Source organism: Rheinheimera sp. ATLC3 (assembly GCF_059429535.1).
This window is the reverse complement of sequence record NZ_CM182103.1, coordinates 1,793,020-1,819,226: the sequence shown is the minus strand read 5'-3', so window position 1 is coordinate 1,819,226 and position 26,207 is coordinate 1,793,020. Positions and strand designations below refer to the sequence as shown.

Sequence of the window (26,207 nt, the reverse complement as noted above, 5' to 3'; positions counted from 1 at the left end):
TTTTTATCTGCGTAATTCGCGGGCTATTGCGTTTACAGTCAGCTGTTGACCACTGCGATTTATCGTAAGTGCAAGAGCAGTATTTGGTGCTGTTTCGGCAATCATATTCAATGCCTGTTGCACACTGCTAAAACGTTTACCATCGATTTGCAGCAATATGTCTCCGACCTGCAAACCAGCTTCTGCTGCCGGTCCGTTAGCGTTAACGGCGGTAATGCTAAGACCATACAGTGTTTGACCTGACGAAATCAGACGGTCGCCGGCTGCATTGACGACGGCATCACCAGACACGCCGAGGTGGCTGCGTGTCACCCGGCCATGCTTAATCAGTTTTTGCATGACGTTTACCGCCAATTGATAGGGAATAGCGAAGAATATGCCCTGAATATCCTGATTTTCCAACTGAAAGGCTGCGGCGTTGATACCAACCAGCATACCATTGCTATTAACCAGCGCACCGCCAGAGTTACCGCGGTTAATGGCTGCATCCATTCGCATAAAATCAATATAACCACGTGAACTTAAGCCGGTGTTACCGTTAGCGCTGATAATGCCCTGTGTAATCGTTTGTCCTAGATTTAACGGGTTGCCGATCGCTAGCACAACATCACCTACCTGAGGCTCCAGCGAGCTGTCTTGCGGGATAACAGGCAGATTTTCGGCCTGAACATACAATACGGCCAAATCTGTCAATTCGTCCTGACCAATCAGTACGGCTTCAAGTGTGCGTCCATCCTGCAGGGCAACTTCGATATAGTCTGCTCCGTAGACAACATGGTAATTAGTCAGGATATATCCTTGTGAGCTCATAATTACGCCGGAGCCCAACTCTTGCCGCTCTATAGTGCGTGGCCTTAAAGAACGTGGGTCGACCAAGGTGCTGCGGGTGTAAACATTCACCACAGCCGGTGCCGCCCGTCGCACTGCTCTGGCATAACTCACAGCGTGGTGTTCTTCGACGGCATCTTGCTGACTGAATATAGGAAGCGACAGATGTGTAAATGACGGTACAAACAGCATCAGCAGAAATGCTAATGCCAGCCCGTAGGCAATACTCTTAAGTACAAAATACAAAAATTTGGCCACGGGATATTAAAAAATTACAAAATTAAGGTTGCGCAAGCATAGCATTAATATGCGCTAAGCAGTAGCTGTCAGCTACCACTTAGCGCTGTATTATCAGCGAATTAATACATACAGGTTCATATTGCCTCTGCGTATATTCAGCGCTGCTACACCGTCACGGTTTTCCAGCATCTTGCGCAGCTCTGCCAGATTCGCAATCCTTTGCCGGTTTACACCTACAATAACGTCATCGGCAAGCAAGCCAATTTGCGCCGCCGGTGAATTATTTTCTACTACGTCTATTTTTACACCGCCACCTTCGGCGTTAGACATTTCAGCACCTTCAAGCATCGGATGTACCTGGCTTGCGGCTACCTGGCCCGTCGCTAACTCCCGCAGTTTTACAGTTATCGTACGTTCTTTGCCATCGCGTAGTATGCCAAGCTTCGCCTCGCGGCCTGCACCAAGTGTGGCAACTTTTGCACGTAACTCCATGAAGGAGCTAATTTTGTTGCCATTCATACTAATGATGACATCGCCTGATTCTAAACCAGCCTCTGACGCTGCGCTGTCAGGTAGCACTTCATTAACGAAGGCACCGCGGCTGACGTTGAGGTGCATCGCCTCTGTCAGGTCTGACGTGACATCCTGACCTCGAATACCTAAGCTGCCACGGCGTATTTCTCCGTGTTCAATGATCTGATCAACCAGGTTTTTCATCATATTGGCAGGAATGGCAAAACCGATACCGATGTTACCGCCGTTCGGGCCCAGAATGGCGGTGTTTATACCAATAAGCTCGCCGCGAAGATTTACCAGTGCACCGCCGGAATTACCACTGTTGATGGCGGCATCTGTCTGGATAAAATCTTCAAAGCCTTCGATACCTAAACCACCGCGGCCTAACGCGCTGATAATGCCTGAAGTAACCGTCTGCTCCAGTCCGAAAGGATTGCCAATAGCTATGGCATAATCACCGACGCGGGTCTTATCCGAGTTAGCCAGTTTCACTTCGGTTAAGTTTTTGGCTTCAATTTGTAATAGCGCTATATCGCTTTCCGGATCTGCGCCTAGTTTTTTCGCTTTAAAAGTCCGGCCGTCTTTTAACCGCACTTCGATATCGTCGGCATCCTGAATAACATGGTTATTGGTAACGATATAGCCACTGTCTGCATTGATAATGACGCCTGAACCCAAGCCCTTGAACGGCCGTTCTTCGCGATATTCATTTGGACCGCGTTGGCCGAAGAAGTAACGGAAAGCTTCGGGTAAACGCTGTTTTACCTCGCGGCTGCCGGCAACTGAAATATGCACAACGGCGGGTGTAGTTTGCTCCAGCATGGGAGCAAGTGAAGGTATTTCCTGCTCGCCGGAGAAAAACGGTATTCGGGCTTCCGCCGGGGCGGGGTTTGTCAACAACAAACTGGCTGCGATTGCGGCACCAACCAATGACAATTTTGTATTCATAGCGTCATAGTCTCCTTTAACAAGTCGCGACTATGAGCCTTTACCAAACAAAAAAGTTCAGCCGGGCCGCATGCATTATGTAACAAATTATTGCACGGGTTTTTTACTGTGCCGATCTTTTATCAGGCCACTGGCTTCCCCGGAATAATCACGTGGTTGCTGTTCAGCCGATGAGTATACACGGCGTTTTTCGTCGATTTGATTCAATGACTGCCGAATGTAAGCTGCTGTGTCGCCGGACAGATAATTAATATCTTGTTTGACAGAAACTGTCGGACGCTCAACCAGTTGCATCTTAGAGTCTGCGATATGTCTTGCGATACGGGCGTAGTTATCCTGCAGCTGAGTCATCAGTTGATTAGTCGTCTCCAGATGGCTGGATACATCCTCGCGGTACTGTGCCAGCTGAGCCTGGCTTTCATCCAGCTGCAGCTGTAGCTTGTGCTGGTTCAGCTGTCTTAGTGTAAAAAGGCGGGCAGCAACTGCACCGATAATAAGTCCGGCCACTAGCCATGCTGCAGCGTACATAAATTCCATAACAACTCCTGCGGGGTAATATCTGTTGATAGTGTAACCTAACTTCTTATCCAGAGTGGTAAGGCATGTTACTATTATTGCTGATAATAAAGCCGTAACTCAGTAGCGTTCAAGTAAGACTCAAATGACTCCACTATTAAAGTACCAGCAAGATTTAACGCGTGATGACTTTCACTACGATGCGGCGCAGGAGTTTGCTGTGACACAGTTACAGCGATTGTATGATGATTTTATTAATCATAAACCTGCTACGTTATCGCTGTGGCGCAAAGTATTTGGTGCCTCGCCAACTGTTCAGCCTTTGCTGGGGTTGTATTTTTGGGGGGGCGTTGGCCGGGGCAAAACCTATCTGGTAGATACGTTTTATGAGTGTTTGCCGACGAAGCGCAAAATGCGCATTCACTTTCACCGCTTTATGCATCGCGTACACGAAGAGCTAAAATTACTGAAAGGTGTCAGCAATCCGCTGGAAAAAGTTGCCGACAAGTTTAAGCAAGAAACAGACATTCTGTGTTTTGATGAGTTCTTTGTCTCAGATATTACCGATGCAATGATTCTGGGCACGTTGATGGAATTACTGTTTGCGCGTGGCATTACACTGGTCGCGACATCGAATATAGAGCCAGATGGGTTATACCGTAATGGATTGCAGCGGGCCCGCTTTCTGCCAGCGATAGCACTTATTAAAAAATATACCCACATTATAAATGTTGACAGCGGTATCGACTACCGGCTTCGAACATTGGAACAGGCAGAGATCTATCATTTTCCGCTGGATGCCAAAGCCGAAACGAACTTACAGCAGTATTTCCACGCTCTGTCGGTAGAGCCAAGACAAGAGGCGGTACAGGTAGAAGTAGGAAACCGCAAACTAAATACCCGTTTTGAAGCGGACGGTATTGTCTGGTTTAGTTTTCATGAGCTGTGCGAGACGGCCCGTAGCCAATATGACTATATGGAACTCAGCCGCTGCTACCATACGGTTTTGCTATCTGGCGTGAAAGCAATGGGGCGGCAAAATGATGATGTAGCGCGCCGCTTTATCGCGTTAGTTGATGAGTTTTATGAGCGGCATGTCAAGTTGATTATCTCTGCACAGATCCCGCTGGAGCAGCTGTATCAGGATGGCATTCTGAATTTTGAATTTAAACGGTGTATCAGCCGTCTGCAGGAGATGCAGTCGCGGGAATACCTTGCCAGGCCACACTTACCATAATTTTTTGCCAAATCTGTGGAAATTTATACGTAAGGTGCTGATTTTTGAAATTGGTTAATATATAATCCGCGCCCGGCCTACGTTACAGCCTATATACTGCCGTTAGCCCGGTAGTTTTGTACTCGAAGGGGTACGCTAACGACAACCGCTGCATCAGCCCTGCACGGTGTCAGGTGTAACTAAGTTATTTTTGGATAGAGACAATGAAAACTTTTACTGCAAAGCCAGAAAGCGTAACCCGCGACTGGTATGTTGTTGATGCGTCAGGTAAAACGCTGGGCCGTATCGCAACTGAAATCGCTGCCCGTTTACGTGGCAAGCACAAGCCAGAGTACACTCCGCATGTAGACACCGGTGATTACATCATCGTTGTTAACGCAGAGAAAGTAGCTGTTACCGGTGCTAAAGCGCAGAACAAAATGTATTACTCTCACACTGGTTTCCCAGGCGGCATCAAGGAAATCAGCTTTGAGAAATTAATCGCGAAAAAACCAGAAATGGTTCTGGAACTTGCTATTAAAGGCATGTTACCAAAAGGTCCACTGGGTCGCGCTATGTTCCGTAAGTTGAAAGTTTACGCCGGCGCAGAGCATCAGCATGCTGCTCAGCAACCGCAAGTATTAGATATTTAATCGGAGCATAACATGGCACAGAATCAATATTACGGAACTGGTCGTCGTAAAAGCTCAACGGCCCGCGTTTTCTTAAAAGCAGGTTCAGGTAACATCGTTATCAACCAGCGCGCGTTAACCGACTACTTCGGCCGTGAAACGGCTTGTATGGTTGTTAAGCAACCATTAGAGCTGGTTGACATGGTTGAGAAGTTTGACCTGTACATCACCGTAAAAGGTGGTGGTATCAGCGGTCAGGCCGGTGCTATCCGTCACGGTATCACCCGTGCACTGATGGAGTTTGACGAGTCACTGCGTCCAGCACTGCGTAAAGCAGGCTTCGTTACCCGTGACGCCCGTCAGGTTGAACGTAAGAAAGTGGGTCTGCGTAAAGCACGTAAGCGTCCACAGTACTCAAAACGTTAATCGTTTTATTCAGTACCAGAAACCCGGCAATTATTGCCGGGTTTTTTTTCATACGTCTGACCGTAATCTGTGATTGCAAACCAGCCTGAGATGCTGGTCGTATAACGCAAACTGCTAAGATAATACCGATTCAGCCTGCCTTAATCCTTGTGTAAAGCAGGGCTTTTCATTATGATCGGCGATATTTTTACGGTTTATAATAATTGCTGAAATTCAGCCGCTTAAATTCTGTTTAAGCGTTAACGTGGAGATGAGTGGATGAGCAACGCGCCTGTAGATCAAGGTCGCCGCCGCTTCCTTACCATTGCAACCTCAGTTGTAGGGGGCGTAGGTGCTGTCGGAGCTGCTGTGCCCTTTATAGCTTCGTGGAACCCGAGTGAGAGAGCTAAACAAGCCGGTGCTGCGGTAACGGCCGATATCAGCAAGCTGGAAAGCGGCCAACTGATTCGCGTTGAATGGCGCGGTAAACCGGTTTGGGTTGTTAAACGTACAACAGAAATGCTGGAGTTATTACCTAAGCTGAATGACCGATTACGTGACCCGGAATCTGAGGAAGAACAGCAGCCGGCATATGCGCAAAATATCTATCGTTCTAAGAAACCAGAAATATTTGTAGCAGTAGGTATTTGTACTCACCTTGGATGTTCACCTTCATATATCCCTACTGATTTTGATTCGCATGTAGAAGGCGTACATTCCGGTTTCTTCTGTCCATGTCATGGTTCAACCTACGACCTTGCTGGTCGCGTATTTTCAGGTGTTCCGGCTCCTAAGAATCTGCAAATCCCACCGTATATGTTTATCGACGACAACACTTTGTTAATTGGCGAAGATGAGGGGGCAGTCTGATGTTTAAGAATCTGATGAGCTGGATTGAATACCGGTTGCCATTTATGGAGAAAATGAATCTGCATGTTATGCAGTATCCGGCTCCAAAAAACTTTAATTTCTGGTACTTCTTCGGCTCACTGGCGATGCTGGTACTGGTTAACCAAATCCTGACTGGTATTTGGTTAACAATGAACTTCGTGCCAAGTGCTGAAGGCGCTTTTGCCTCTGTTGAGTACATCATGCGTGATGTTGATTACGGTTGGTTGCTGCGCTACATGCACTCTACCGGCGCCTCTGCATTCTTCGTCGTGGTATACCTGCATATGTTACGCGGTATGATGTACGGCTCTTACCAGAAACCACGCGAACTGCTGTGGATTTTTGGGATGTTAATTTTCCTGGTTCTGATGGCTGAAGCATTCATGGGTTATCTGTTACCGTGGGGACAGATGTCATTCTGGGGGGCTCAGGTAATCATCTCTATCTTCGGGGTAATTCCGGGAATTGGTGAGGATTTAACGCTGTGGATCCGCGGTGACTATGTTATCTCAGGTGCTACGTTAAACCGTTTCTTTGCATTGCATGTTATTGCCTTACCTTTAGTGCTGGTTGTGTTGGTGTTCCTGCATATTATGGCGCTGCATGAAGTGGGTTCGAACAACCCTGACGGCATCGAAGTCAAGCGCGACAATGACGGCAGCATCGAGCAAACGGAAGCAGACAAGAAGTTTACTTTCCACCAGTATTTCACAAAAGGCGGTAAGAAGATTATCGTTGATGCAATACCGTTCCATCCTTATTACACAGTTAAAGATTTAGTTGGTGTAGCAGGTTTCCTGTTGATCTTTGCCTGGGTTATTTTCTTTATGCCAGAAGGTGGTGGTTATTTCCTCGAGCCGCCAAACTTTGAAGCGGCTAACCCGTTGAAGACTCCAGAGCATATCGCTCCTGTTTGGTACTTTACGCCGTTCTACGCCATTCTTCGGGCTGTGCCAGATCAGCTGTTTGGCGCTATCTTTATGTTTCTGGCGATTATTGCACTGGCCTTATTACCATGGATTGACCGCGGTACTGTTCGCTCAATCCGTTACCGCAGCGGTTTGCACAAAGTGAATCTGATCGTGTTCTGTATCAGCTTTGTAGCGCTTGGTGTGCTAGGTGTTTTACCTGCAACGCCAACATACACCATTCTGGCACGTATTTTCTCATTTACTTATTTCGGTTATTTCGCACTGCTTTGGATTTACAGTAAGAACGAAAAGACCAAGCCGTTACCAGTGAGGTTAAGTTAATGATTAAGCATATTTTTTCAGCAGCCTTACTGTGTGTATCTGCTTCAGTATTTGCTGCAGGGCCTTCGGTTCATCTGGATAAGGCGCCGATTGATCTGACCGATAAAGCATCATTGCAAAATGGTGCCCGTATGTTCCAGAACTACTGCCTGGGGTGTCACCAGATGCAGTACCAGCGCTATGCCAGAACTTTCCGTGACCTGGATATTCCGGAAGATGTTGGTATGGAAAATCTAATGTTTACCGGTGAGAAAGTTGGCGATCATATTAAAAATAATATGGCTACCAAAGATGCCGAGAAGTGGTTTGGTGCGGCGCCACCGGATTTAACAAACGTTGCCCGGGTGCGCGGCCCTGATTGGTTATATACCTATTTACGTAGTTTTTATGCCGATCCGTCTAGGCCTTTTGGTGTAAATAATGAAGTATTCCCGATGGTTGGTATGCCGCACGTGCTGCAGGAGTTGCAGGGTATGCCGTACAAAGCGCATGAAACCCGTTTAGTCGACGGTGAATCAAAAGACGTGTATGCGGGCATTAAAACGGATGGTACAGGCGAACTTACCAGCGAAGAATATGACCGGGCAGTTGCAGATCTGGTAAACTATCTGGAATACGTCGGTGAACCAACTAAGCTGGAAGCCCGCGCGTTGGGAACAAAAGTTATGGTGTTCCTGTTAATATTCTTTGTACTGGCTTACTTACTGAAGAAAGAATATTGGAAAGATGTACATTAACTAGTTGTTTCAACTAGAAATGTTTACAGGGGCCTTAGCGCCCCTTTGCCGTTTTTTATTTTACCGGAGGAAGACATGGCGATCACTGCCAATAAACGCCCTGTGATGACACTGTTCTCAGCAGCTGATGACATGTTCAGCCATCAGGTACGTATCGTACTTGCTGAAAAAGGCGTAACTGTCGATATTCTTCAGGTCACACAAGATAACTTGCCGGAAGATCTGTACGAAGTTAATCCGTATGGCAGCCTGCCAACTCTGCTTGATCGTGAACTGGCGTTGTATCAGGCCAATATTATTATGGAATACCTGGACGAGCGTTTTCCTCATCCACCTTTGATGCCGGTATATCCGGTAGCCCGTGGTCAGGCTCGTTTGATGATGTACCGGATTGAAAAAGACTGGTACCGTCTGGCTGCAGCTATTCTGAATGGTGATGAAAACGCGGCAACGGCGCGGCAAGAATTGAAAGAAGGCTTACTCTCTATCGCACCATTGTTCAACGAGGCGCCATTTTTTATGAGCGAGGAATTTGGCCTGGTTGACTGTTATATGGCCGCGTTGTTATGGCGCCTACCGCTGTTGGGCATTGAATTATCTGGTCCTGGCAGTAAAGAGTTGAAAAACTATATGACGCGTATTTTTGATCGCGATGCATTTCAAGCTTCATTAAGTGATGTTGAGCGTGAGATCCGCAGAGGAATGAAGTTCTAATGAAGATGACAGCGAACCGCCCGTATCTGCTGCGGGCGTTTTATGAGTGGATAGTCGACAACAATTGCACGCCTTATCTGGTTGTTGACGCTACCGTCAGTGCTGTAAAAGTTCCTATGCAGTTTGTGCAGAACGGGCAGATTGTACTGAATACCGCCCCTTCTGCTGTTGGCAATCTGCAGTTAGGTAATGATGCTGTAACCTTCAATGCCCGGTTCGGTGGTCAGCCCTTCGCGCTTTATATCCCTGTCAACGCGGTACTGGCAATATATGCCAGAGAAAATGGCGCGGGTACTGTGTTCACGCTGGAGGAAGAGGAAGACGAAGCTGAGATTTTCAGCAATGAATTCGGTGATGACTCTCCGGAACCTGAACCTCCAAAGCCGAAGAAAACATCTCACCTGAAAGTAGTTAAATAAATCTGCTAGCGATGTATGTCTTATTTTGCAGTAGCCACTTGCCAGAAAGCCTGGATAAGTGGCTCGTTCAATCGTTTTTGTAGCATACAGACACCTAAATCAAAGGGTTCAAAGCGATAATCCACTTCTAATGATCTGACCCGATCTTTTACCGGACTGTTCACTACCACTGCATCTGCGACTAATGCTACACCTGTGCCAAGCGCTACCATTGACACCATAGCTTCATGACCATCTACCTTCGCCACGACATGTGGTGTTATAGTCATGTCGGTCAACCAACGGTCAAACCGGCTACGGGCCGGGCCATGTTCTGGCATAATCAGCGGTACCTTATCCCATGGGAGCGGGTTCTGCTGTAAAAGGTCATTCACTCTGCAAGGTATGGTAGGGGCAATCAACATTACCGGCAGGCTAGCAATACTGCGAAATGCCAAATTAGCTGGCAGATGCGTAGGGTGAGCTGCCAGTGCAATGTCGGCTTCATCCAGCCGAACCTTTTCTATCGCTGACGCCGCATCACCCGTGGTTAGTTTTATTTCAGCTTTGGGGCACATTAACCGAAACCGGTCCAGAATAGCCGGTAAATGGCTGTAACTGGCCGTGACTGTGCAAAATAAGCGGATTTCACCCGTCAGCTCTGCACTTGCCAGCTGCAGGTCAACTTGCAGCTGATGCCATTCGTCGAGCCAGGTACGCACAAACTGAGCAAATCGCTGCCCTGCTGCTGTAAGTCGAACCGAACGCTTGTCGCGGAAAAATAACGTTACTCCTAATTCCTCTTCCAGTCTCTGTATCACCCGGGTCAGAGTGGGAGGGCTGACATACATCTGCTCGCTGGTCTTACTGAAGTTTAAACTGCTGGCAAGGTGCTGAAATAACTGAACGCTGCGGATATCCATAAAGTTGGCCTTTATTTCATTATTTGAAATACAGACTTCTAAATATATCACTTCTCGCAATTTAAAGCAGTGGCTAATATATACGGTATTAAAGCAGCTGCAACGTGCTGTTTATGCTTGGCTTGCACGCCGGGCGGTGAAAACGAATTCAGAGAAGTAACATGACAAACTATTTTAATACATTGAATTTACGCCAGCAGTTAGGCCAGTTGGGCCAGTGCCGTTTTATGGATAAAGCTGAGTTTGCCAACGGCTGCGAATTTTTGAAAGGCTGGAATATTGTTATTGTCGGTTGCGGAGCTCAGGGGTTAAACCAGGGGCTTAACATGCGCGACTCAGGACTGAACATAAGTTATGCACTTCGTGCTGAAGCTATTGCAGAGAAAAGGGCGTCTTTTAAAAAGGCCAGCGACAACGGTTTTACTGTTGGTACTTATGAGCAGCTGATTCCTACAGCAGATTTAGTATTAAACCTGACACCGGACAAACAGCACAGTGCGGTGGTGGATGCGGTTATGCCCTTGATGAAACAGGGGGCGACGCTGGCTTATTCACATGGTTTCAATATCGTTGAAGAAGGTAAACAGATCCGGCCAGACATTACAGTGGTAATGGTGGCACCCAAGTGTCCGGGGACTGAGGTAAGAGAAGAGTATAAACGCGGCTTTGGCGTACCGACGCTGATTGCTGTGCACCCGGAAAACGATCCGAAAGGTCAGGGGCTGGAAATCGCAAAGGCCTATGCTTCAGCAACAGGCGGTGATCGAGCCGGCGTACTGCAGTCATCCTTTGTTGCGGAAGTAAAATCTGACCTGATGGGGGAGCAGACTATCCTTTGCGGCATGCTGCAAACCGGCGCTATCCTGGCTTTTGATAAAATGGTTGCTGATGGCATCGCTCCGGGTTACGCCGCTAAGCTTATCCAGTATGGTTGGGAAACGGTAACCGAGGCGTTAAAGCACGGTGGCATAACCAACATGATGGACCGTTTAAGCAACCCAGCCAAAATCAAAACATTCGAACTTGCTGAGCAGTTAAAGGTAACGTTACGACCATTGTTTGAAAAACACATGGATGACATTATCAGCGGCGAGTTCTCCCGTACCATGATGGCAGACTGGGCGAATGATGATCAAAACCTGCTAACCTGGCGCGAGCAGACCCGCAGCTGTGGCTTTGAGAAGGCACCGGCTTCAGATGAACATATAGCCGAGCAAGATTATTTTGACCGTGGCTTGCTGCTGGTGGCAATGGTTAAGGCTGGTGTGGAGCTGGCATTTGAGACTATGGTCGACGCCGGCATTGTTGCTGAGTCTGCATATTATGAGTCTTTACATGAGACGCCGCTCATCGCCAATACCATAGCGCGCAAACGTTTATACGAAATGAATGTTGTTATTTCTGATACTGCGGAATATGGCAATTATCTGTTTGCTCATGCTGCTGTGCCGCTATTAAAAGAGACGGTGAATAGTTTAGGCAGTGAATACCTTGGCAAAGGTGTGTCTGCCGGTAACGGTGTAGACAACCTTAAGCTGATTGCCGTGAATGAGGCTATACGGCAGCATCCGGTGGAAATTGTCGGTAAAAAGTTACGTGGTTACATGACAGCGATGAAACGTATCGTAGAGTCTGCTCAGTAGCCTGAAGAATGATGTGGTTAGAGGTATACCGTTTGCCAGAAGCTGCTGTAATACCTGACCAATAATGATGTTATACGTGGACCTTGGTTGTTTTGCCCTGCTATGCAGGGCTTTTTTTTCGCGTTAAGCTGGCATTTTCAGACACAAGGGTATGGCATTATGAAAACAATTGCTCTGGTTGCACACGATGGTAAAAAGCAGGCGTTACTGCAATGGGTTTGTGCACATAAAGCCTTCTTTGCTGATAAAAACCTGGTGGCAACCGGTACTACCGGTAAATTGATTGCAGAAGCGCTGAATCAGCATGTGCAATGTCTGGCGAGCGGCCCGCTCGGGGGGGATCAGCAAATCGGTGCGATGATTGCTGAGCAAAAAATTGACTGGCTGGTGTTTTTCTGGGACCCGTTATCTTCACAACCGCATGACCCAGATGTGAAAGCGTTAATACGTTTGGCTGTGGTGTGGAATATTCCTGTTGCCTGTAATCAGGCGACGGCTGACTTTATCATTCATTCCAGCTTGTACCAGCAGGATTATAAACGCGATGTACCGGATTTTTCTGTATATCAGAACAGGTTAGATAAAAAATGATCAGCTTGTCAGCAGTTAAATCGATAGTGGAGTGCATCTGCTTATTGTTTGCTGTAATTGGCTGAGGTTTATTAATGCAGTTTTCTGATAGTGGCTGGTAACCCAGGAAGAAGGTAGGCCGCAAACCGCGCGGCCACCTAAGGTCCTGTTTCGTCATCCTGTCGATACTGTCCTTAGCGTATCATCCCTGGCTCCATCCCGGAGTGTTCCCAAAGCGTCCTGCTATTTCCCTTTCATCCATAAACATTATCGTCCTGATAATGTGCTCTCGTCCTGAGAGTGTCCTGTGTCATCCCTGCAATTCTCAGCGCTTGTGAAGAGTCTGAAAAGAGCTTGCTCATCCTGAGCGTGTCCTATTTTCATCCCTGTGCTATCCTAGCTTGAATCTGCGTCCTGCAGAGTCGCCCTAACTTCCTGTCAGGGGGTCCATCCGTTGACAAGTTAATTATGAACGCTGTAGCGTAATTACAGCAGTAGCTTTTTGAAAAAAACGCGCTGTAATATTATTGTAAATATAAGGGTTACGGTTGAAAGCTATTATTTATCATGCATTTAAGTGTTATTGGAAGAATATTTTTGTCAGTTAAATAGCGTTAAAACTTACTTGTTTGTGAGATATATCTCACAACAATGAAGGCTTTAAGGGTGCAAGATTGCGCCATTCAATGTATGTCTGAATTAAACAAGGATTAAGATGGCCAGAGAACAACTGGGGATATGCACTGAAGCAAACCTGCATGGCAGCTATTTGCTTCTGAACGCTTATGAAGGGCATGAATCCGTCTTACGTTATAAACTGGCACGTATACCTCAGTTAATAGACCGCCTGGCAGCGCATTTCTCTGAGTCGATGCTGACTGCTGTAGTGGCTATTGGCAGCAATTATTGGGATGTGCTTTATCCCGATGCCAGACCTGCAGGCTTTAAATCTTTTCCCGATTTAACACTGGACGATATAGGCCTGTCGCCGGTACCCATTGATCTGCTGATCCAGATACGCTCAGATCGCCTCGATGTTAATGTCATCGCTTGTCAGCAAATTCTGCAGGTGTTGAACGGCCATACAGAGTTGCAAGATCAACTGCAGGGCTTTCGCTATTTAGATGGCCGGGATTTGAGCGGCTTTATAAACGCGCCTTATAACCCCGGTGGCCGTTATAAAAGACAAGTAGCTTTGGTGGATAGCACACAACAACCTGTTTTTGCCGCTGGTAGTTATGTGTATTTCCAACAGCTGTGCTTTGATCAGATGCTTTGGCAGCAACTTAGTCTGACTGAGCAGGAGGAAGTTATGGGCTATGACAAGGTATCAGCAAAGCCATTAAGTGATACCTTGATGTTGCCCGACAGCCATTTGGCGTTGACTCAGCAGTCCGGTAGTACTGTACTGATGCAGAACATGCCGTTTTATCAGCCAAAGCGACAAGGGCTCATTCAGTTGAGTTATGCTGCAAAGGCAGAATATCTGGCTGAAGCGTTATTCAGACGCCTTGGAGTATCAGAGCAGCTAACAACCCCTGATGCATTACTGAGTTATTATCGCATTGAACTCAGTGCCGCGTTTTTTGCCCCATCGCTGAGTTTTCTCGAATTATCTGCCAAAGGCTGAGTTTTAATCTAATTATACTTTTTCAAACAGCTCGGTGACTTTCTTCAGTGTGAAATCAATATTTTTAACGCTGATTGGTGCAATAAAGATAGTGTCATCACCAGCTATGGTTCCGAGTACCCCTTCGGCTTTACCTACGGAATCAAGCAAACGCGCGATAAGTTGTGCAGCACCCGGGCTGGTACGGATAATAATCATCACGTCGTTATGCTCGATATCAAGCACCAATTGACGCAGTGGGCTTTTGGTTGTTGGTACACCTAATTCAGGTGGCAGCGTATAGACCATTTCCTGTTTGGCATTACGTGTGCGCACTGCGCCATACTTACTTAACATCCGCGAAACTTTAGACTGACTGATATTATCAAAGCCATCATTTTTCAGTGCATCAACTATTTCTCCCTGAGAGCCAAAGCTTTCTGTCTTCAGTAATGCTTTAAACGCCTGGATCAGCGCTTCCTGTTTGGCTTGCTTTGTCATATCACGCTCTTATCATCAGTTGTTTTGTGTCGCTATCTTAGCAAAGTTCGCAGTGCGTCACACTTTGTGAAGTAAACTACACTAAAATTCGCTAAAATGCTTAGACTTTAGGCTTAAGCTATTTGTATTTTCAGCGCGGTTTCAGTATTGTTGGCGCGTTTTTCAATCAACCGTTATTGAGGGATTTATCATGAAAGTTGCTGTCTTAGGTGCCGCCGGTGGTATTGGCCAGGCATTATCTTTATTGCTGAAATTAGACTTACCAGCAGGCACAGATTTAGCGTTATATGATTTAGCACCGGTTACTCCGGGCGTTGCGGTTGATTTAAGCCATATCCCTACAGCTGTCAAGGTAACGGGCTACGGTAAAGAAGATCTGAATACCGCGTTAGCCGGCGCTGACATTGTTATGATCCCTGCCGGGATGCCACGTAAGCCGGGTATGGACCGTTCAGACCTGTTTAACATCAATGCTGGCGTAGTAAAAACCCTGGCGGAAGCCATTGTGCAGCAGTGCCCTAAAGCCTTGGTTGGTATTATCACTAACCCGGTTAATACAACAGTGGCAATCGCTGCAGATGTATTTAAAAAAGCGGGTACCTATGACCCTCGTCGTTTATTCGGTGTAACCACGCTGGATGTCATTCGTGCCGAAACTTTTGTTGGCGAATTAAAAGGCAAAAACCCGACTGAAGTCACCGTGCCGGTTATCGGTGGACATAGTGGTACCACTATCCTGCCATTACTGTCTCAGGTTGCAGGCGTAAGCTTCACTGATGAAGAGGTAGCGTCTTTAACTCACCGTATTCAGAATGCGGGTACTGAAGTAGTAGAAGCGAAGGCCGGTGGCGGATCAGCTACGCTGTCTATGGGCCAGGCTGCGGCACGTTTTTGTATTTCCCTGATCAAAGGTTTACAAGGCGAAGCGGTCACTGAGTACGCTTATGTCGAAGGTAACGGTGAGCATGCCCGTTTCTTTGCTCAGCCTTTAGTGCTGGGTAAAAATGGCGTCGAGAAATTATTGCCTATCGGTACTTTAAGTGCGTATGAGCAAAAAGCCATGAATGACATGCTGGGCACATTAAAAGGCGATATTACATTGGGCGAAGAGTTCGTTAAGAATAACTAAGCTTGGTCTTCATGATGAAAAAAGGCGCTATACGCGCCTTTTTTGTTTTCAGCATCGCAGGTTAATGCGTGCGTGATACCGCGATATCCGCCAATGCCAGTAGTGCTTGTTTATGCTCAGATTCTGGCAATATTGCCAAAGCCTGGCGGGCACTTTCCGCTTCGCGCTCAGCAATGCTTCGTGTATAACCAAAGGCATCGGTATCGTGCAAGGCGGCCATAATGGCATCAAGATTGGCCATACCGTTACCTTCTACTATGGCTTCACGGATCAATGATTGTTGGGCGGGAGTTCCATGTTTCAGCGCATGGATAAGTGGTAAAGTTGGTTTACCTTCTGCCAGATCATCGCCGATATTTTTACCCAACTCGGCAGCATCAGCCTGATAATCCAGCACATCATCAATAAGCTGAAACGCTGTACCAAGATGCATTCCGTAAAGCTTAAGGCTGTTCACGACAGCTTCAGGTTGCTGAGTAATAATGGCGGCTAACTGAGTTGCTGCTTCAAATAGTTTGGCCGTTTTACAGTAAATCACCTGCATATAGCTCTGTTCGGTTGTATCAGGATCGTTGACGTTCATCAGCTGTAGCACTTCGCCTTCTGCGATGATATTAGTGGCGTCCGCCAGCACATGCATAATACGCATGTCGTTTAGCGATACCATCATCTGGAATGAACGGCTGTATAAAAAGTCGCCTACCAGCACGCTAGCCTGATTGCCAAAAACTGCATTGGCTGTTTCTTTACCCCGGCGTAGTGTTGATTCATCTACTACATCATCGTGTAGTAAGGTTGATGTATGAATAAACTCGATAATAGCAGCAACTGTAATATGAGCATTGCCCTGATAGCCTAGGGCTCTGGCAGCTAATACTGCCAACAGCGGCCTTAGTCGTTTACCGCCACTGTTGACGATGTAGATGCCTAATTGGTTGATCAGTGCAACATCTGAGTTCAGCTGTGAAAAAATATGTTCGTTAACTGCAGCCATATCGGCAGAAGTGAGCTGCTGAATTTGTTCGAGCGTCATGAAAAACAACTGCTTAAACCAAAGAATGGCGCTAATTCTACACTATGGCTCTTATACTCCCAAAGCAAAACCGGATCCTTTTGCTACTTCAGTGATCTTTTTTATATTACTACTTGCGGGGGTAGGGGAAATTGCGTACAATTCGCGCCCTGTGAATTGAATTAACACGCCCCTTAATAAGCGTTGGCGTGCTTTGTACGGAGTTAACTATGTACGCGGTTTTCCAAAGTGGTGGTAAACAGCACCGTGTGACGGAAGGTCAAACTCTACGTCTTGAAAAATTAGACTTAGAAACCGGCGCAACAATCGAATTTACACCTCTGATGGTCGCTAATGGCGAAGATATCAGCATCGGTGCACCTTTAGTTGAAGGTGGTAAAGTAGTAGCGGAAGTGGTCACTCATGGCCGTGGCGATAAAATTAAAATCGTTAAGTTCCGTCGTCGTAAGCATTCACGCAAGCAGATGGGCCACCGTCAGTGGTTCACTGAAGTGAAAATTACCAGCATCAGCGCGTAATAGGAGTATCGACACATGGCAAGTAAAAAAGGTGTAGGTAGCACTCGTAACGGTCGCGATTCAGAAGCTAAACGCTTAGGTGTTAAGCGTTTCGGTGGCGAATCTGTATTAGCTGGTAGCATCATCGTACGTCAGCGTGGTACTAAATTCCACGCGGGTACTAACGTTGGTATCGGTAAAGACCACACTCTGTTCGCTTTAACTGAAGGTAAAGTGAAGTTTGAAGTGAAAGGTGAGCACAACCGTAAGTTTGTGAGCATCGTCAGCGAGTAAGCTGTCAAATTTCAAATAAACCCCGCCTGGTGCGGGGTTTTTTATTACTAAGTTGGTGTGATAGGTCACGCAAGCCTGTTTCGACATCTTTTAATAAGCTAAGTTATACTTATCGCCAGTTAACTGGTAACTGGTTTTAATCTGATTAATCAGGACGCACCCGATGAAGTTTGTAGATGAAGCGATAATCCGAGTAGAAGCCGGCGACGGCGGCAACGGTATTATTAGTTTTTTACGTGAGAAGTTTGTATCTAAGGGTGGCCCCAATGGCGGCGATGGCGGCGATGGCGGCGACGTATATCTGGTTGCAGATGAGAACCTGAACACTCTGGTTGACTATCAGTTTGAAAAATTTCATCGCGCAGAGCGTGGTGAAAACGGCGGCAGTGTGAACTGCACTGGTAAGCGTGGTAAGGATCTGGAGTTACGTGTGCCAGTAGGTACCCGGGCTGTAGATGTTGATACTGATGAGGTGCTGGGTGATCTGACCCGTAATGGTCAGCGCTTACGCGTAGCTAAAGGCGGATGGCACGGCTTGGGTAACGCCCGCTTTGCCAGCAGTACAAACCGGGCACCCCGCAAGAAAACCAATGGTACACCGGGCGAGATCCGTAATTTACGTCTGGAATTACTGTTATTGGCAGATGTTGGCCTGCTTGGGCTACCGAATGCGGGTAAATCAACACTGATCCGCGCTGTTTCAGCAGCTAAACCCAAAGTGGCTGATTACCCTTTTACTACGTTAGTGCCAAATCTCGGTGTTGTGCGGGTTGAGTCACATCGTTCATTCGTTATCGCTGATATACCAGGCCTGATTGAAGGTGCAGCTGAAGGGGCCGGGCTGGGCATTCAATTCTTAAAACACCTGGAACGTTGTCGTCTATTGTTGCATGTTGTTGATGTGTTACCGGCAGATGGCTCTGATCCGGCTGAGAATGCTGTAACGATTGTACAGGAGTTGGCAAAATATAGCGAAAAACTGGCCGGTAAACCGCGGTGGCTGGTTTTTAACAAACTGGATTTGGTCATGGACGATGAATTAGATGAGATCATCGGCAATGTGACAGCGGCACTAGACTGGCAAGGCCCGGTATTTAAGATCGCAGCAGCCAGCCGAACCAATACCGAACGTTTATCTGCTGACATTCTTAACTATATTGAAGAGTTACCTGTTGATGAACCTGCAGAGCAAGTGGCGGATCCAGTGACATTCAAATGGGATGATAGCCCGACAGACATACAGCATGTTGCAGATGATGAGGATGATGACGACGATTTCGATGACGATGACTACGATGTTGAAGTGATTTATCAGCGTTAAGGTAGTAGGCATGATAATTTCAATGGTTGCCGCCATGACCAGGAACAGGGTTATCGGCAAAGATAACCAGATGCCCTGGCACTTGCCGGCAGATTTAAAACATTTTAAGCAGGTGACATTGGGTAAACCCGTTGTGATGGGGCGAAAAACGTTTGAATCTATTGGGCGGCTTCTGCCGGGCCGGCGCAATATTGTCATCAGCCGATCGGCACCTGTTGATGCCAAAGGCGCTGAATGGGTTACCAGCCTTGAACAGGCGTTTGAGCTATTGCAACAACATGACGAAGTAATGGTGATTGGCGGGGCCGAAGTTTACCGCCAGTGTTTACCTTTAGCGCAAAGGCTATATTTGACAGAAATTGAGCTCAATACTGAAGGCGATGCGTATTTTCCCGACTATCAGACAGGAAATTCAGACGAATGGCGGCTTATCAGCGAATCTCATCATCCTGCTGACACAAATAACCCCTATCATTGCCGTTTTATTACATTACAGCGTGCGGTCTGAGTTTGCACAGGCAAAGACATGTTGTTAAGATGATTCAGGTTATATTCAGTGAGGAGTAGTAGATGAGATTATTGTCAACTTTGTTGTGTGGTGCTGCGGTAACATTATCACTATTGACTGCACCGGTTGCAGTAGCCGATGATCAGCTTGCTGCTTCAATGTGCGACTATGTAGCAGCCGATGATAAAAACCGTCTGCGAAAGGTTTTGAGTGACTATCGTCTGCGTCTGCGCAACATTTATGACGGTGTAGTGTGTAATGGCGAAAGTCTTATTCGTCATGCATTTAGAAGTAATGCCGCAGACGTTGGCGAATTTATTGCTAAGCAATTACCTGGCTCGGCAATTGCTGGCGCGGGTGATATCGAATGGGCTGAAGCCAATGGTTTTGGTGCCTCACCTTTAGTAGCCGTGTTAAAAAGCCGGGCGGGTGACGGCGATTAATCGGTTTATAGCATAATAAAAAACCGCCAACTGGCGGTTTTTTATTATGCTGATCAAAGCTTAGACTTTAAACTGCTCGACCGACACACGCAGCTCTTCAGCCAGTCTCGCAACTTCGTGGCTAGACTCTGATGTCTGTTCGGCACCAGACGCAGTTTCTTCTGCAATCGACACGATAGATTCAAGTAACTTACTGATTTCATGAGAAACCTGATTCTGCTCTTTAGCGGCATCTGATATCTGCTCACTCATATCATGTGCCAGGTGTACTGCATGAGTAATCGAATCAAGGGCTTTGGTGGCGACTTCTGTTTTCTCTACACAGTTTTCTGCCTGTTTGCGGCCTTTATTCATTGCTTCTACCGCTGCGTGCGCGCCGCTCTGAAGCACCTGAATCATCGCCTGAATTTCCTGCGTTGACGCTTGTGTTTTACTGGCAAGCGAGCGGACTTCATCAGCTACTACCGCAAAACCACGGCCCTGCTCGCCGGCTCTGGCTGCTTCAATAGCAGCATTTAGTGCCAGTAGGTTAGTCTGCTCTGCAATGCCTCTGATAACGTCCAGAATACTGCCGATAGAGGCACTGTCTTTATGCAGTTTATTGATCACGACTGAAGCTTGCTCCACTTCGTGTGACAGTTGCAGAATGATCGCTTTATTTTCCAGAGAAATACCTTTAACGCGCTCAGCTTCGTTGTCTGCATTCTTAATTTCTGCCACTGCATCGTTGGAGCTCTGTAGCACACCCTGTGCGGTGCTGCTCATCTCAGTCGTTGCGGTAGCAGCTTGTGTCACCTGAGACTTCTGCTCGCGAATAGCCTGAGTAGTTTGCACGGTAATAGCGGACGTTTGCTCAGATGCTGCTGCCAGCTGTGTTGAGCGCGAAATGATACCCTGAATTAACTGTTGCAGATTGGCGATAACCTTATTGCAGTTACGGGCCAGTTCACCAAATTCGTCTTTAGCACTGTCATCAAGTTTCTGGGTCATATCACCGGACGCAACGACACCCAGAATTTGATTTACTTTCGCCAGTGGTATAGCAATGCTACGGACAGTTACAGTGGCAATGATAACGGAGAAGATAATAGACAGCAGCACTACAATAAAGATTGTTGTAATGGCATTAGACACGCCAGAGGACGCGTCGCGCTGAATGACTTCGGCGGCTTTGCTGGCCTGGCTTAATAGGCCGGCAAGACTCGCCATACCACTGGCTGTTTGTTGCTCAGCTGACGCCAGCAAAACTGTCGCGTCGGCAGTGCTTTGCAGGCGTTTAAGCTTTAACGCGGGGATACCCTGGCTGCCGTCTAAAGATTCGTTTATCGCACTAACCTTCTCGTCAAGTTCACTGACCAGACTTACCTGACCGGCAGTTTCTGTTTTAATCACGGCAAACTGGTCATTCAGGTCTTTCAGGCGGAAGGCTATTTCATTGCTGATCGTATTGGCTGTAGTGTCAGATAAAGTACGGTTCAAATCTACAACGTTGCTGATCAGTGTATTGATGCCGGTTTCTATGCTGGTAGCAGCCTGATACGACCGTGGGAATCGCCGCTGCACATCACGTACATCAGTGAAATCGAGGATTAATGACGCCATATCGTCGGCGTGGCCTTCCAGTTCTGACAACTTGCTATCGATAGTGTCACGCAGCATAAGGTTATTTTTCAGCTCATCAAATAGCTTGGTGCTTACTGGAATAAAGCTACTGTATGCCTGGTTTACTTCACCTGCAGCGGCTTTCAGTGTCATTTCTTCCTGAACCGCATTCATTAACCGTTCAGATGCCTGCTGATAGGATTGCTGCTCGTTGCTGAACTGTTTGCGCAGTCGCTCTATTTCAGACAAAGAGTCGGCGTTAAACGCCTGCAAGCTGAGTTTACTCATAATGACAAACTCACTTTGCATAGCTGCACTGTTTTCCAGAGCGGGAATAGATATTTGATTAACTTCCGCAGTAGACTCGCTGATATTGCTCAGGCTGCCATAAGCTGTGATACCAATGATCAACAGGAGCAGCGAAATAATACCAAATCCACCGATAACCCGTAATGCAACGGTTAACTTCATAATAACTCCCAATTGTTTGCATTAGTTCTGCACCTTAACTTAAGGTACAAAGTGGAACAAGTTCAGACAAGCCGGCTAAATATACCGTGTCCTTGCTAAACCTGCCACACTATATCGTTGCTGGGTTTCAATACAGTATGCAGATAATGCATTACCCCAGACACAGCCTGTATCCAGCGCATGTATATTGACTATCGGACTATAGCCGTTAAGCGACGCCCAATGGCCGAAAAATAGCTCAGTCTGCAATTTACCGCGCCAGAATTCATACCAGGGTACTAACGCTGTCTGGCTTCGTGGATGGCCTTTCTCTTTTAACTCCAGCGAGCCATCCTGCCGGCAGAATCGCATCCGCGTGCAGCTGTTAATAGTGAAACGCCAACGCAGGGCAGGGGTCAGTGCATCAGCCAGCCGGTCAGGTTTGTTACCATACATAACCTGCAGCAGTGGTAGAGGATCTGTTTTAAGCTGCTGCTGCACTTCCTGCGTCATGCTAATCGCATCATCCAATGACCATTCTGGCGCTAAGCCAGCATGAACCAACATAAACCGCTGATCAGTGCTGATATGCAGCAGTGGCTGCTGGCATAGCCACTGTATTACGTCCGCCAGGTCAGGCGCAGCAAAAACATCCTGCAGTAAGTCTTGTGGTTTAACATCACTGAGGCCGTAATAGCAGGCGATAAGATGTAAATCGTGATTACCCAGTACAGTAATTGCAGAGGAACCCAGACTTTTGACAAAACGCAGGCATTCTAACGACTGTGGACCGCGAGCGACCAAATCGCCGCAAAACCATAATTGGTCTTTATCCGGCTGGTAATTAATATGCAGTAGCAGACGCTGTAAAGCATCATAGCAACCCTGAAGATCGCCTATTACATAAGTTGCCATGGTCAGTTAAGAATATTTGGCATAGCCAGGCGGAACAAAGGGATGGCTGCATGAAACCGCTCTTGCTGACCGGTTAGCATTTCGTAGTGGCCTTGCATAGTGCCTACCGGTGTTTCAAGCACAGCACCGCTGGTATATTGATAGCTGCTGCCGGGTGCAAGTGTAGGTTGTTCTCCTACTACACCATCGCCTTCAACTTCAGTCTGCTTGCCGTTAGCATCGGTAATGAGCCAATAGCGTCTTAGCAGTTGCACAGATTCTTCGCTGTGATTACGAATGGTAATGGTGTAGGCGAAGACATAACGCTGTGCGGCAGGATCAGATTGGGCGGCGATGTAAAAGGTTTCTACTTCAACCGGTACATTAAAATGCGATGTCATGCAGTTGACTCTTGCTGGTGCAGCCATTGGGCTACTTTAATAAAATCTTCCACACTAAGCTGCTCTGGCCGTGAGCCTGGATTTAATCCAAGTTGTTCCAGTTGTTCTGCTGTTGCAAAGTTACTGAAGCAATTGCGGATAGTTTTCCTGCGCTGATTAAACGCTTCCAGACAAACTCTGTTAAGCACTTCTGCTGGCACGGGTGCCCGTTCGGCAATAGCCTTAGGCAGTAAGCGAACGACTGCAGAGTCTACTTTTGGTGCGGGTTTAAAGGCCCCCGGGCCAACTTCTACAACGGGCATGGCGTGACAGTAGTACTGCGTCATAATACTGAGCCTGCCAAACGCTTTGCTGCCATGAGTTGCCGTCATACGCTGCACAACCTCTTTTTGCAGCATAAAATGCATATTTTCGATCTGATCAGCATACTGAAACAAATGAAATAACAAAGGCGTAGAGATATTGTAAGGCAAATTACCGAAAACTTTTAGTTTCTGACCCGGTTTAACCAAGCTGGTGAAGTCAAACTTCATTGCGTCAGCCTGATGAATCGTCAACTTGCTGGCAAGAACAGGATGATGCTGCAAGCGTTCAGCTAAATCCCGGTCAAGCTCAACGACGGTTAAATGCCCGGCAGCCTCTGCTACCGGTTCAGTCAGTGCGCCAAGCCCTGGGCCTATTTCTACCAATATATCTGTCGGTTTAGGCGCAATAGCTTTAACTATACGCCCTATAACCTGGGGGTCGTGCAGGAAATTCTGGCCAAAGCGCTTACGGGCGCGGTGGCCCTGGTGTACGTTATCAGTCATGTAAAGTCGTCGTTTTAGCGGCTAAAGAGATAGCCTGATTTACTGCATGGAATAAACTACCGGCGTCAGCTTTGCCTGTGCCGGCAAGGTCAAGCGCTGTGCCGTGATCAACAGAGGTCCGGATCAGCGGTAAACCCAGGCTGATGTTTACAGAGCGGCCAAATCCCATATGTTTCAACACAGGCAAGCCCTGGTCATGATACATCGCCAATACGGCATCAGCATCATCGAGGTATTTAGGTTGAAACAAAGTATCCGCCGGCAGAGGGCCAATCAACTGCATGCCGCTTGCACGCAACTGGTCAAGTGTTGGGATAATAATATCCAATTCTTCGCGGCCAAGATGCCCATCTTCACCCGCATGCGGGTTTAACCCGCAGACATAAATTTTGGGGTTGGCAATGGCGAATTTCTGCTGTAAGTCCTGATGCAGTATAGTCAGGACTTTCGTCAGTCTTTCTGCCGTGATCGCTTTTGCGACATAAGCCAGAGGAATATGCGTGGTAGCAAGGGCTACCCGTAATCCTTCGGTAGCGAGCATCATAACGACGTAAGGTGTATTAGACTGCAGGGCAAAAAACTCTGTATGTCCGCTAAATGGAATACCGGCTTTATTGATTATGCCTTTGTGCACAGGGCCTGTTACTATCGCAGCAAACTCACCACTAATAGATTTCTCGCCAGCAAAGCTAAGTGTGTTGACCACATAGTTACTGTTAGCAGCATTTAGCTGACCCGCCACAACTGCCTCTTCCAACGGGAAGTCGGCTAGGGTAAGGGTGCCAGCTGCTTGCGGCTTTGCGGTCGCGGTTTCGTCATACGGCAGTAACCGCAACGGAAGCTGCAACTGCGCAGCCCGCTGTTCAAGCAAAGAAGCATTAGCACAAACCACCAGTTCAGCTGGCCAGTCTTGCTGGGCAAGCTTTATTACCAGATCTGGTCCTATGCCTGCAGGCTCACCTGGCGTTATACCAATGCGCAGCGTCATTTAGTTATCCGCCAGTACTTCAATATGCGCTTCTGAGCGCAGTTCACGCAGGAAGTTGCTTGCTTCTTCGTTATAGCGCCGGTTAAAGATCATGCGGTAAACCTGCTCACGTTTTTTATCGGCTGTTGCATCGACAGTACGCTTATCCAGCACCTGTGCAATATGCCAACCGTGCTCAGTGCGAAATGGCTCGCTGATTTCATTAATTCCCAACCGGTTCAGGGTGTCACGGAAAGCCGGTACAAACACTGTCGGCTCACTCCAGCCCAGATCGCCACCATTTAGCTTTGAACCCGGGTCTTCTGAGTGCTGTTTCGCCAGTTCAGCGAAATCGGCTTCTCCGGCACGAACTTTGGCTGCGAAATCAGCCAGCATAGTACGGGCACGCTCTTCACTCAGAATGATCGATGGTTTAATCAGAATATGGCGGGATTTCACTTCGTTAATTGCAGCGACGTTTTCACCACGAATGTCAAAAATAGTCAGAATATGAAAGCCGGCACCTGAACGCAGAGGCCCGACAATATCCGTTTTTTTGCGGCCCCGTATGGCTTCGGAAAACAGCGTCGGCATCTCATTAATGTTCATCCAGCCTAAATCACCGCCTTCAAGTGCGTTGGCTCCGGAAGATGAGGCGATAGCAATACGTTTGAAATCGCTACCGTCGCGCAAAAGCTGCATGACTTTGTCTGCCCGATCTTTGGCTTCACTAATGTCTTCCGCACTGGCCTGACTTGGTATAGCAATTAAAATGTGACCAATATTGTACTGTTCGTTGCTGGCACCTTGTTCTTCCATCATCTTAAGTACGCTGTCTATTTCCTGCGGGCTGATATAGATGCGCCGCTGTACGTTGGCCCGGACAACTTCGCCGGTGATCATTTCGTCACGTAAACGTTCGCGAAAACGTTCGTAGTTGCCCTCTTCAGCTATGACTTGCTGACGGAACTGTTCCAACGACAACTTTTCGTCCTGAGCAATGTTACGGATTGTATCATCGAGCTGTGCATCGCTGATTTGCATACCCATACGTTGGGCCAACTGCAGCTGCAGATTAGTAAGAATTAACCGCTCGGTCGCCTGAGTTCGCAGCGCTGCATCAGAGGGTAATGTCTGGCCTTGTGCCTGGGCGTTGCGTTTAACCCGCTCAACGATATCGGTAACATCACTTTCTAACACGACACTGTTATCCACTATGACCGCAACGCTGTCTATTTCACGTTCAGCAGCATTACTGCCAAAGCCGACACAGCACAGCAGTGCTGCAGAGATAAGTTGTGATAACTTCATAAATTCCT

At 47.4% G+C, this 26,207-nt stretch carries 29 protein-coding genes; 17 read left to right on the top strand and 12 right to left on the bottom strand.

What is annotated here, in order from left to right:
- Positions 1–3: 3 nt before the first annotated feature.
- From AC5SV9_RS08465 to AC5SV9_RS08455, 3 genes are all read right to left on the bottom strand, one after another.
- Entirely contained in the window at positions 4–1,074 is a 1,071-nt protein-coding gene (locus tag AC5SV9_RS08465; RefSeq protein ID WP_475148066.1) for a trypsin-like peptidase domain-containing protein, read from the bottom strand.
- Positions 1,075–1,179: 105 nt separating this feature from the next.
- Positions 1,180–2,532: a Do family serine endopeptidase gene (locus tag AC5SV9_RS08460; RefSeq protein WP_475148065.1), complete on the bottom strand. Its 1,353-nt coding sequence runs from the start codon at positions 2,530–2,532 to the stop codon at positions 1,180–1,182.
- 87 nt (positions 2,533–2,619) lie between these two features.
- The gene (locus AC5SV9_RS08455) at positions 2,620–3,069 is read right to left on the bottom strand and encodes a Z-ring associated ZapG family protein (RefSeq protein WP_475148063.1); all 450 of its coding nucleotides are present in this window, start codon (positions 3,067–3,069) and stop codon (positions 2,620–2,622) included.
- Positions 3,070–3,193: 124 nt separating this feature from the next.
- Here AC5SV9_RS08455 and zapE point away from each other — a divergent pair, with 124 nt between their 5' ends.
- From zapE to AC5SV9_RS08415, 8 genes are all read left to right on the top strand, one after another.
- Positions 3,194–4,285: a cell division protein ZapE gene (zapE, locus tag AC5SV9_RS08450; protein WP_475148062.1), complete on the top strand. Its 1,092-nt coding sequence runs from the start codon at positions 3,194–3,196 to the stop codon at positions 4,283–4,285.
- Positions 4,286–4,488: 203 nt separating this feature from the next.
- Positions 4,489–4,917: a 50S ribosomal protein L13 gene (gene rplM / locus AC5SV9_RS08445; protein WP_134052690.1), complete on the top strand. Its 429-nt coding sequence runs from the start codon at positions 4,489–4,491 to the stop codon at positions 4,915–4,917.
- Between the two features lie 12 nt (positions 4,918–4,929).
- Entirely contained in the window at positions 4,930–5,322 is a 393-nt protein-coding gene (gene rpsI / locus AC5SV9_RS08440; RefSeq protein WP_134052688.1) for a 30S ribosomal protein S9, read from the top strand.
- 258 nt (positions 5,323–5,580) lie between these two features.
- Positions 5,581–6,171, top strand: a complete 591-nt coding sequence (petA, locus tag AC5SV9_RS08435) for a ubiquinol-cytochrome c reductase iron-sulfur subunit (RefSeq protein ID WP_134052686.1) — start codon at positions 5,581–5,583, stop codon at positions 6,169–6,171.
- Positions 6,171–7,445: a cytochrome b gene (locus AC5SV9_RS08430; protein ID WP_134052684.1), complete on the top strand. Its 1,275-nt coding sequence runs from the start codon at positions 6,171–6,173 to the stop codon at positions 7,443–7,445. The genes petA and AC5SV9_RS08430 overlap by 1 nt, the downstream gene beginning before the upstream one ends.
- Positions 7,445–8,182 carry a cytochrome c1 gene (locus tag AC5SV9_RS08425; protein ID WP_475148059.1) on the top strand — a complete coding sequence of 246 codons (738 nt, stop codon included), beginning with the start codon at positions 7,445–7,447 and terminating at the stop codon, positions 8,180–8,182. The genes AC5SV9_RS08430 and AC5SV9_RS08425 overlap by 1 nt, the downstream gene beginning before the upstream one ends.
- Before the next feature lie 75 nt (positions 8,183–8,257).
- Positions 8,258–8,896, top strand: a complete 639-nt coding sequence (gene sspA, locus AC5SV9_RS08420; protein ID WP_134052680.1) for a stringent starvation protein SspA — start codon at positions 8,258–8,260, stop codon at positions 8,894–8,896.
- A 5-nt stretch (positions 8,897–8,901) separates the two neighbouring features.
- Positions 8,902–9,315 (top strand): ClpXP protease specificity-enhancing factor, encoded by a 414-nt coding sequence (locus AC5SV9_RS08415; RefSeq protein WP_475148331.1) that lies wholly within the window; start codon positions 8,902–8,904, stop codon positions 9,313–9,315.
- A 20-nt stretch (positions 9,316–9,335) separates the two neighbouring features.
- Here AC5SV9_RS08415 and ilvY read toward each other — a convergent pair whose 3' ends face one another.
- Positions 9,336–10,217: an HTH-type transcriptional activator IlvY gene (gene ilvY / locus AC5SV9_RS08410; protein ID WP_475148057.1), complete on the bottom strand. Its 882-nt coding sequence runs from the start codon at positions 10,215–10,217 to the stop codon at positions 9,336–9,338.
- A 161-nt stretch (positions 10,218–10,378) separates the two neighbouring features.
- Between ilvY and ilvC the strand changes: the two genes are divergently transcribed.
- From ilvC to AC5SV9_RS08395, 3 genes are all read left to right on the top strand, one after another.
- Positions 10,379–11,860, top strand: coding sequence for a ketol-acid reductoisomerase (gene ilvC / locus AC5SV9_RS08405; RefSeq protein WP_475148054.1), 1,482 nt, complete (start codon positions 10,379–10,381; stop codon positions 11,858–11,860).
- A 159-nt stretch (positions 11,861–12,019) separates the two neighbouring features.
- Positions 12,020–12,451 carry a methylglyoxal synthase gene (locus tag AC5SV9_RS08400; RefSeq protein ID WP_475148052.1) on the top strand — a complete coding sequence of 144 codons (432 nt, stop codon included), beginning with the start codon at positions 12,020–12,022 and terminating at the stop codon, positions 12,449–12,451.
- A 694-nt stretch (positions 12,452–13,145) separates the two neighbouring features.
- Positions 13,146–14,060: a Dyp-type peroxidase gene (locus tag AC5SV9_RS08395; RefSeq protein ID WP_475148050.1), complete on the top strand. Its 915-nt coding sequence runs from the start codon at positions 13,146–13,148 to the stop codon at positions 14,058–14,060.
- Between the two features lie 12 nt (positions 14,061–14,072).
- Here the strand turns inward: AC5SV9_RS08395 and argR are convergent, their stop codons facing one another.
- The gene (argR, locus tag AC5SV9_RS08390) at positions 14,073–14,540 is read right to left on the bottom strand and encodes a transcriptional regulator ArgR (protein WP_134052674.1); all 468 of its coding nucleotides are present in this window, start codon (positions 14,538–14,540) and stop codon (positions 14,073–14,075) included.
- A 190-nt stretch (positions 14,541–14,730) separates the two neighbouring features.
- On the opposite strand from argR, the gene mdh reads away from it, so the two are divergent.
- A complete protein-coding gene (gene mdh / locus AC5SV9_RS08385) occupies positions 14,731–15,669 on the top strand; it encodes a malate dehydrogenase (protein WP_475148048.1) in 939 nt (312 codons plus the stop codon).
- 61 nt (positions 15,670–15,730) lie between these two features.
- Here mdh and ispB read toward each other — a convergent pair whose 3' ends face one another.
- Positions 15,731–16,702 carry an octaprenyl diphosphate synthase gene (gene ispB / locus AC5SV9_RS08380; protein WP_475148046.1) on the bottom strand — a complete coding sequence of 324 codons (972 nt, stop codon included), beginning with the start codon at positions 16,700–16,702 and terminating at the stop codon, positions 15,731–15,733.
- 209 nt (positions 16,703–16,911) lie between these two features.
- On the opposite strand from ispB, the gene rplU reads away from it, so the two are divergent.
- The 5 genes from rplU (at position 16,912) to AC5SV9_RS08355 (ending at position 19,765) form a co-directional block, all read left to right on the top strand.
- Positions 16,912–17,220: a 50S ribosomal protein L21 gene (gene rplU, locus AC5SV9_RS08375; RefSeq protein ID WP_134052668.1), complete on the top strand. Its 309-nt coding sequence runs from the start codon at positions 16,912–16,914 to the stop codon at positions 17,218–17,220.
- 15 nt (positions 17,221–17,235) lie between these two features.
- Entirely contained in the window at positions 17,236–17,493 is a 258-nt protein-coding gene (gene rpmA / locus AC5SV9_RS08370) for a 50S ribosomal protein L27 (protein WP_008220951.1), read from the top strand.
- Between the two features lie 163 nt (positions 17,494–17,656).
- Positions 17,657–18,814, top strand: coding sequence for an Obg family GTPase CgtA (cgtA, locus tag AC5SV9_RS08365; RefSeq protein ID WP_475148043.1), 1,158 nt, complete (start codon positions 17,657–17,659; stop codon positions 18,812–18,814).
- Between the two features lie 10 nt (positions 18,815–18,824).
- Positions 18,825–19,322 carry a type 3 dihydrofolate reductase gene (folA, locus tag AC5SV9_RS08360; protein ID WP_475148041.1) on the top strand — a complete coding sequence of 166 codons (498 nt, stop codon included), beginning with the start codon at positions 18,825–18,827 and terminating at the stop codon, positions 19,320–19,322.
- A 62-nt stretch (positions 19,323–19,384) separates the two neighbouring features.
- A complete protein-coding gene (locus AC5SV9_RS08355; protein WP_134052662.1) occupies positions 19,385–19,765 on the top strand; it encodes a DUF3718 domain-containing protein in 381 nt (126 codons plus the stop codon).
- A 60-nt stretch (positions 19,766–19,825) separates the two neighbouring features.
- Here the strand turns inward: AC5SV9_RS08355 and AC5SV9_RS08350 are convergent, their stop codons facing one another.
- The 6 genes from AC5SV9_RS08350 to surA form a co-directional block, all read right to left on the bottom strand.
- Positions 19,826–21,838, bottom strand: coding sequence for a methyl-accepting chemotaxis protein (locus tag AC5SV9_RS08350; RefSeq protein WP_475148038.1), 2,013 nt, complete (start codon positions 21,836–21,838; stop codon positions 19,826–19,828).
- 75 nt (positions 21,839–21,913) lie between these two features.
- The gene (locus AC5SV9_RS08345) at positions 21,914–22,732 is read right to left on the bottom strand and encodes a symmetrical bis(5'-nucleosyl)-tetraphosphatase (RefSeq protein ID WP_475148036.1); all 819 of its coding nucleotides are present in this window, start codon (positions 22,730–22,732) and stop codon (positions 21,914–21,916) included.
- Positions 22,733–22,734: 2 nt separating this feature from the next.
- Entirely contained in the window at positions 22,735–23,112 is a 378-nt protein-coding gene (apaG, locus tag AC5SV9_RS08340) for a Co2+/Mg2+ efflux facilitator ApaG/CorD (protein ID WP_475148034.1), read from the bottom strand.
- Positions 23,109–23,921 carry a 16S rRNA (adenine(1518)-N(6)/adenine(1519)-N(6))-dimethyltransferase RsmA gene (gene rsmA / locus AC5SV9_RS08335; RefSeq protein WP_475148032.1) on the bottom strand — a complete coding sequence of 271 codons (813 nt, stop codon included), beginning with the start codon at positions 23,919–23,921 and terminating at the stop codon, positions 23,109–23,111. Before rsmA ends, apaG begins: the two co-directional genes overlap by 4 nt.
- Positions 23,914–24,909, bottom strand: a complete 996-nt coding sequence (gene pdxA, locus AC5SV9_RS08330) for a 4-hydroxythreonine-4-phosphate dehydrogenase PdxA (RefSeq protein ID WP_475148029.1) — start codon at positions 24,907–24,909, stop codon at positions 23,914–23,916. Before pdxA ends, rsmA begins: the two co-directional genes overlap by 8 nt.
- Positions 24,910–26,199, bottom strand: coding sequence for a peptidylprolyl isomerase SurA (gene surA, locus AC5SV9_RS08325; RefSeq protein WP_475148027.1), 1,290 nt, complete (start codon positions 26,197–26,199; stop codon positions 24,910–24,912).
- Between the last annotated feature and the right edge of the window lie 8 nt (positions 26,200–26,207).

Excerpts from the sequence above, each read along its gene's own strand:
- AC5SV9_RS08460 (WP_475148065.1), bottom strand. The coding sequence starts at position 2,532 with ATGAATACAAAATTGTCATTGGTTGGTGCCGCAATCGCAGCCAGTTTG.
- AC5SV9_RS08455 (WP_475148063.1), bottom strand. The coding sequence starts at position 3,069 with ATGGAATTTATGTACGCTGCAGCATGGCTAGTGGCCGGACTTATTATC.
- zapE (WP_475148062.1), top strand. The coding sequence starts at position 3,194 with ATGACTCCACTATTAAAGTACCAGCAAGATTTAACGCGTGATGACTTT.
- rplM (WP_134052690.1), top strand. The coding sequence starts at position 4,489 with ATGAAAACTTTTACTGCAAAGCCAGAAAGCGTAACCCGCGACTGGTAT.
- rpsI (WP_134052688.1), top strand. The coding sequence starts at position 4,930 with ATGGCACAGAATCAATATTACGGAACTGGTCGTCGTAAAAGCTCAACG.
- petA (WP_134052686.1), top strand. The coding sequence starts at position 5,581 with ATGAGCAACGCGCCTGTAGATCAAGGTCGCCGCCGCTTCCTTACCATT.
- AC5SV9_RS08430 (WP_134052684.1), top strand. The coding sequence starts at position 6,171 with ATGTTTAAGAATCTGATGAGCTGGATTGAATACCGGTTGCCATTTATG.
- AC5SV9_RS08425 (WP_475148059.1), top strand. The coding sequence starts at position 7,445 with ATGATTAAGCATATTTTTTCAGCAGCCTTACTGTGTGTATCTGCTTCA.
- sspA (WP_134052680.1), top strand. The coding sequence starts at position 8,258 with ATGGCGATCACTGCCAATAAACGCCCTGTGATGACACTGTTCTCAGCA.
- AC5SV9_RS08415 (WP_475148331.1), top strand. The coding sequence starts at position 8,902 with ATGACAGCGAACCGCCCGTATCTGCTGCGGGCGTTTTATGAGTGGATA.
- ilvY (WP_475148057.1), bottom strand. The coding sequence starts at position 10,217 with ATGGATATCCGCAGCGTTCAGTTATTTCAGCACCTTGCCAGCAGTTTA.
- ilvC (WP_475148054.1), top strand. The coding sequence starts at position 10,379 with ATGACAAACTATTTTAATACATTGAATTTACGCCAGCAGTTAGGCCAG.
- AC5SV9_RS08400 (WP_475148052.1), top strand. The coding sequence starts at position 12,020 with ATGAAAACAATTGCTCTGGTTGCACACGATGGTAAAAAGCAGGCGTTA.
- AC5SV9_RS08395 (WP_475148050.1), top strand. The coding sequence starts at position 13,146 with ATGGCCAGAGAACAACTGGGGATATGCACTGAAGCAAACCTGCATGGC.
- argR (WP_134052674.1), bottom strand. The coding sequence starts at position 14,540 with ATGACAAAGCAAGCCAAACAGGAAGCGCTGATCCAGGCGTTTAAAGCA.
- mdh (WP_475148048.1), top strand. The coding sequence starts at position 14,731 with ATGAAAGTTGCTGTCTTAGGTGCCGCCGGTGGTATTGGCCAGGCATTA.
- ispB (WP_475148046.1), bottom strand. The coding sequence starts at position 16,702 with ATGACGCTCGAACAAATTCAGCAGCTCACTTCTGCCGATATGGCTGCA.
- rplU (WP_134052668.1), top strand. The coding sequence starts at position 16,912 with ATGTACGCGGTTTTCCAAAGTGGTGGTAAACAGCACCGTGTGACGGAA.
- rpmA (WP_008220951.1), top strand. The coding sequence starts at position 17,236 with ATGGCAAGTAAAAAAGGTGTAGGTAGCACTCGTAACGGTCGCGATTCA.
- cgtA (WP_475148043.1), top strand. The coding sequence starts at position 17,657 with ATGAAGTTTGTAGATGAAGCGATAATCCGAGTAGAAGCCGGCGACGGC.
- folA (WP_475148041.1), top strand. The coding sequence starts at position 18,825 with ATGATAATTTCAATGGTTGCCGCCATGACCAGGAACAGGGTTATCGGC.
- AC5SV9_RS08355 (WP_134052662.1), top strand. The coding sequence starts at position 19,385 with ATGAGATTATTGTCAACTTTGTTGTGTGGTGCTGCGGTAACATTATCA.
- AC5SV9_RS08350 (WP_475148038.1), bottom strand. The coding sequence starts at position 21,838 with ATGAAGTTAACCGTTGCATTACGGGTTATCGGTGGATTTGGTATTATT.
- AC5SV9_RS08345 (WP_475148036.1), bottom strand. The coding sequence starts at position 22,732 with ATGGCAACTTATGTAATAGGCGATCTTCAGGGTTGCTATGATGCTTTA.
- apaG (WP_475148034.1), bottom strand. The coding sequence starts at position 23,112 with ATGACATCGCATTTTAATGTACCGGTTGAAGTAGAAACCTTTTACATC.
- rsmA (WP_475148032.1), bottom strand. The coding sequence starts at position 23,921 with ATGACTGATAACGTACACCAGGGCCACCGCGCCCGTAAGCGCTTTGGC.
- pdxA (WP_475148029.1), bottom strand. The coding sequence starts at position 24,909 with ATGACGCTGCGCATTGGTATAACGCCAGGTGAGCCTGCAGGCATAGGA.
- surA (WP_475148027.1), bottom strand. The coding sequence starts at position 26,199 with ATGAAGTTATCACAACTTATCTCTGCAGCACTGCTGTGCTGTGTCGGC.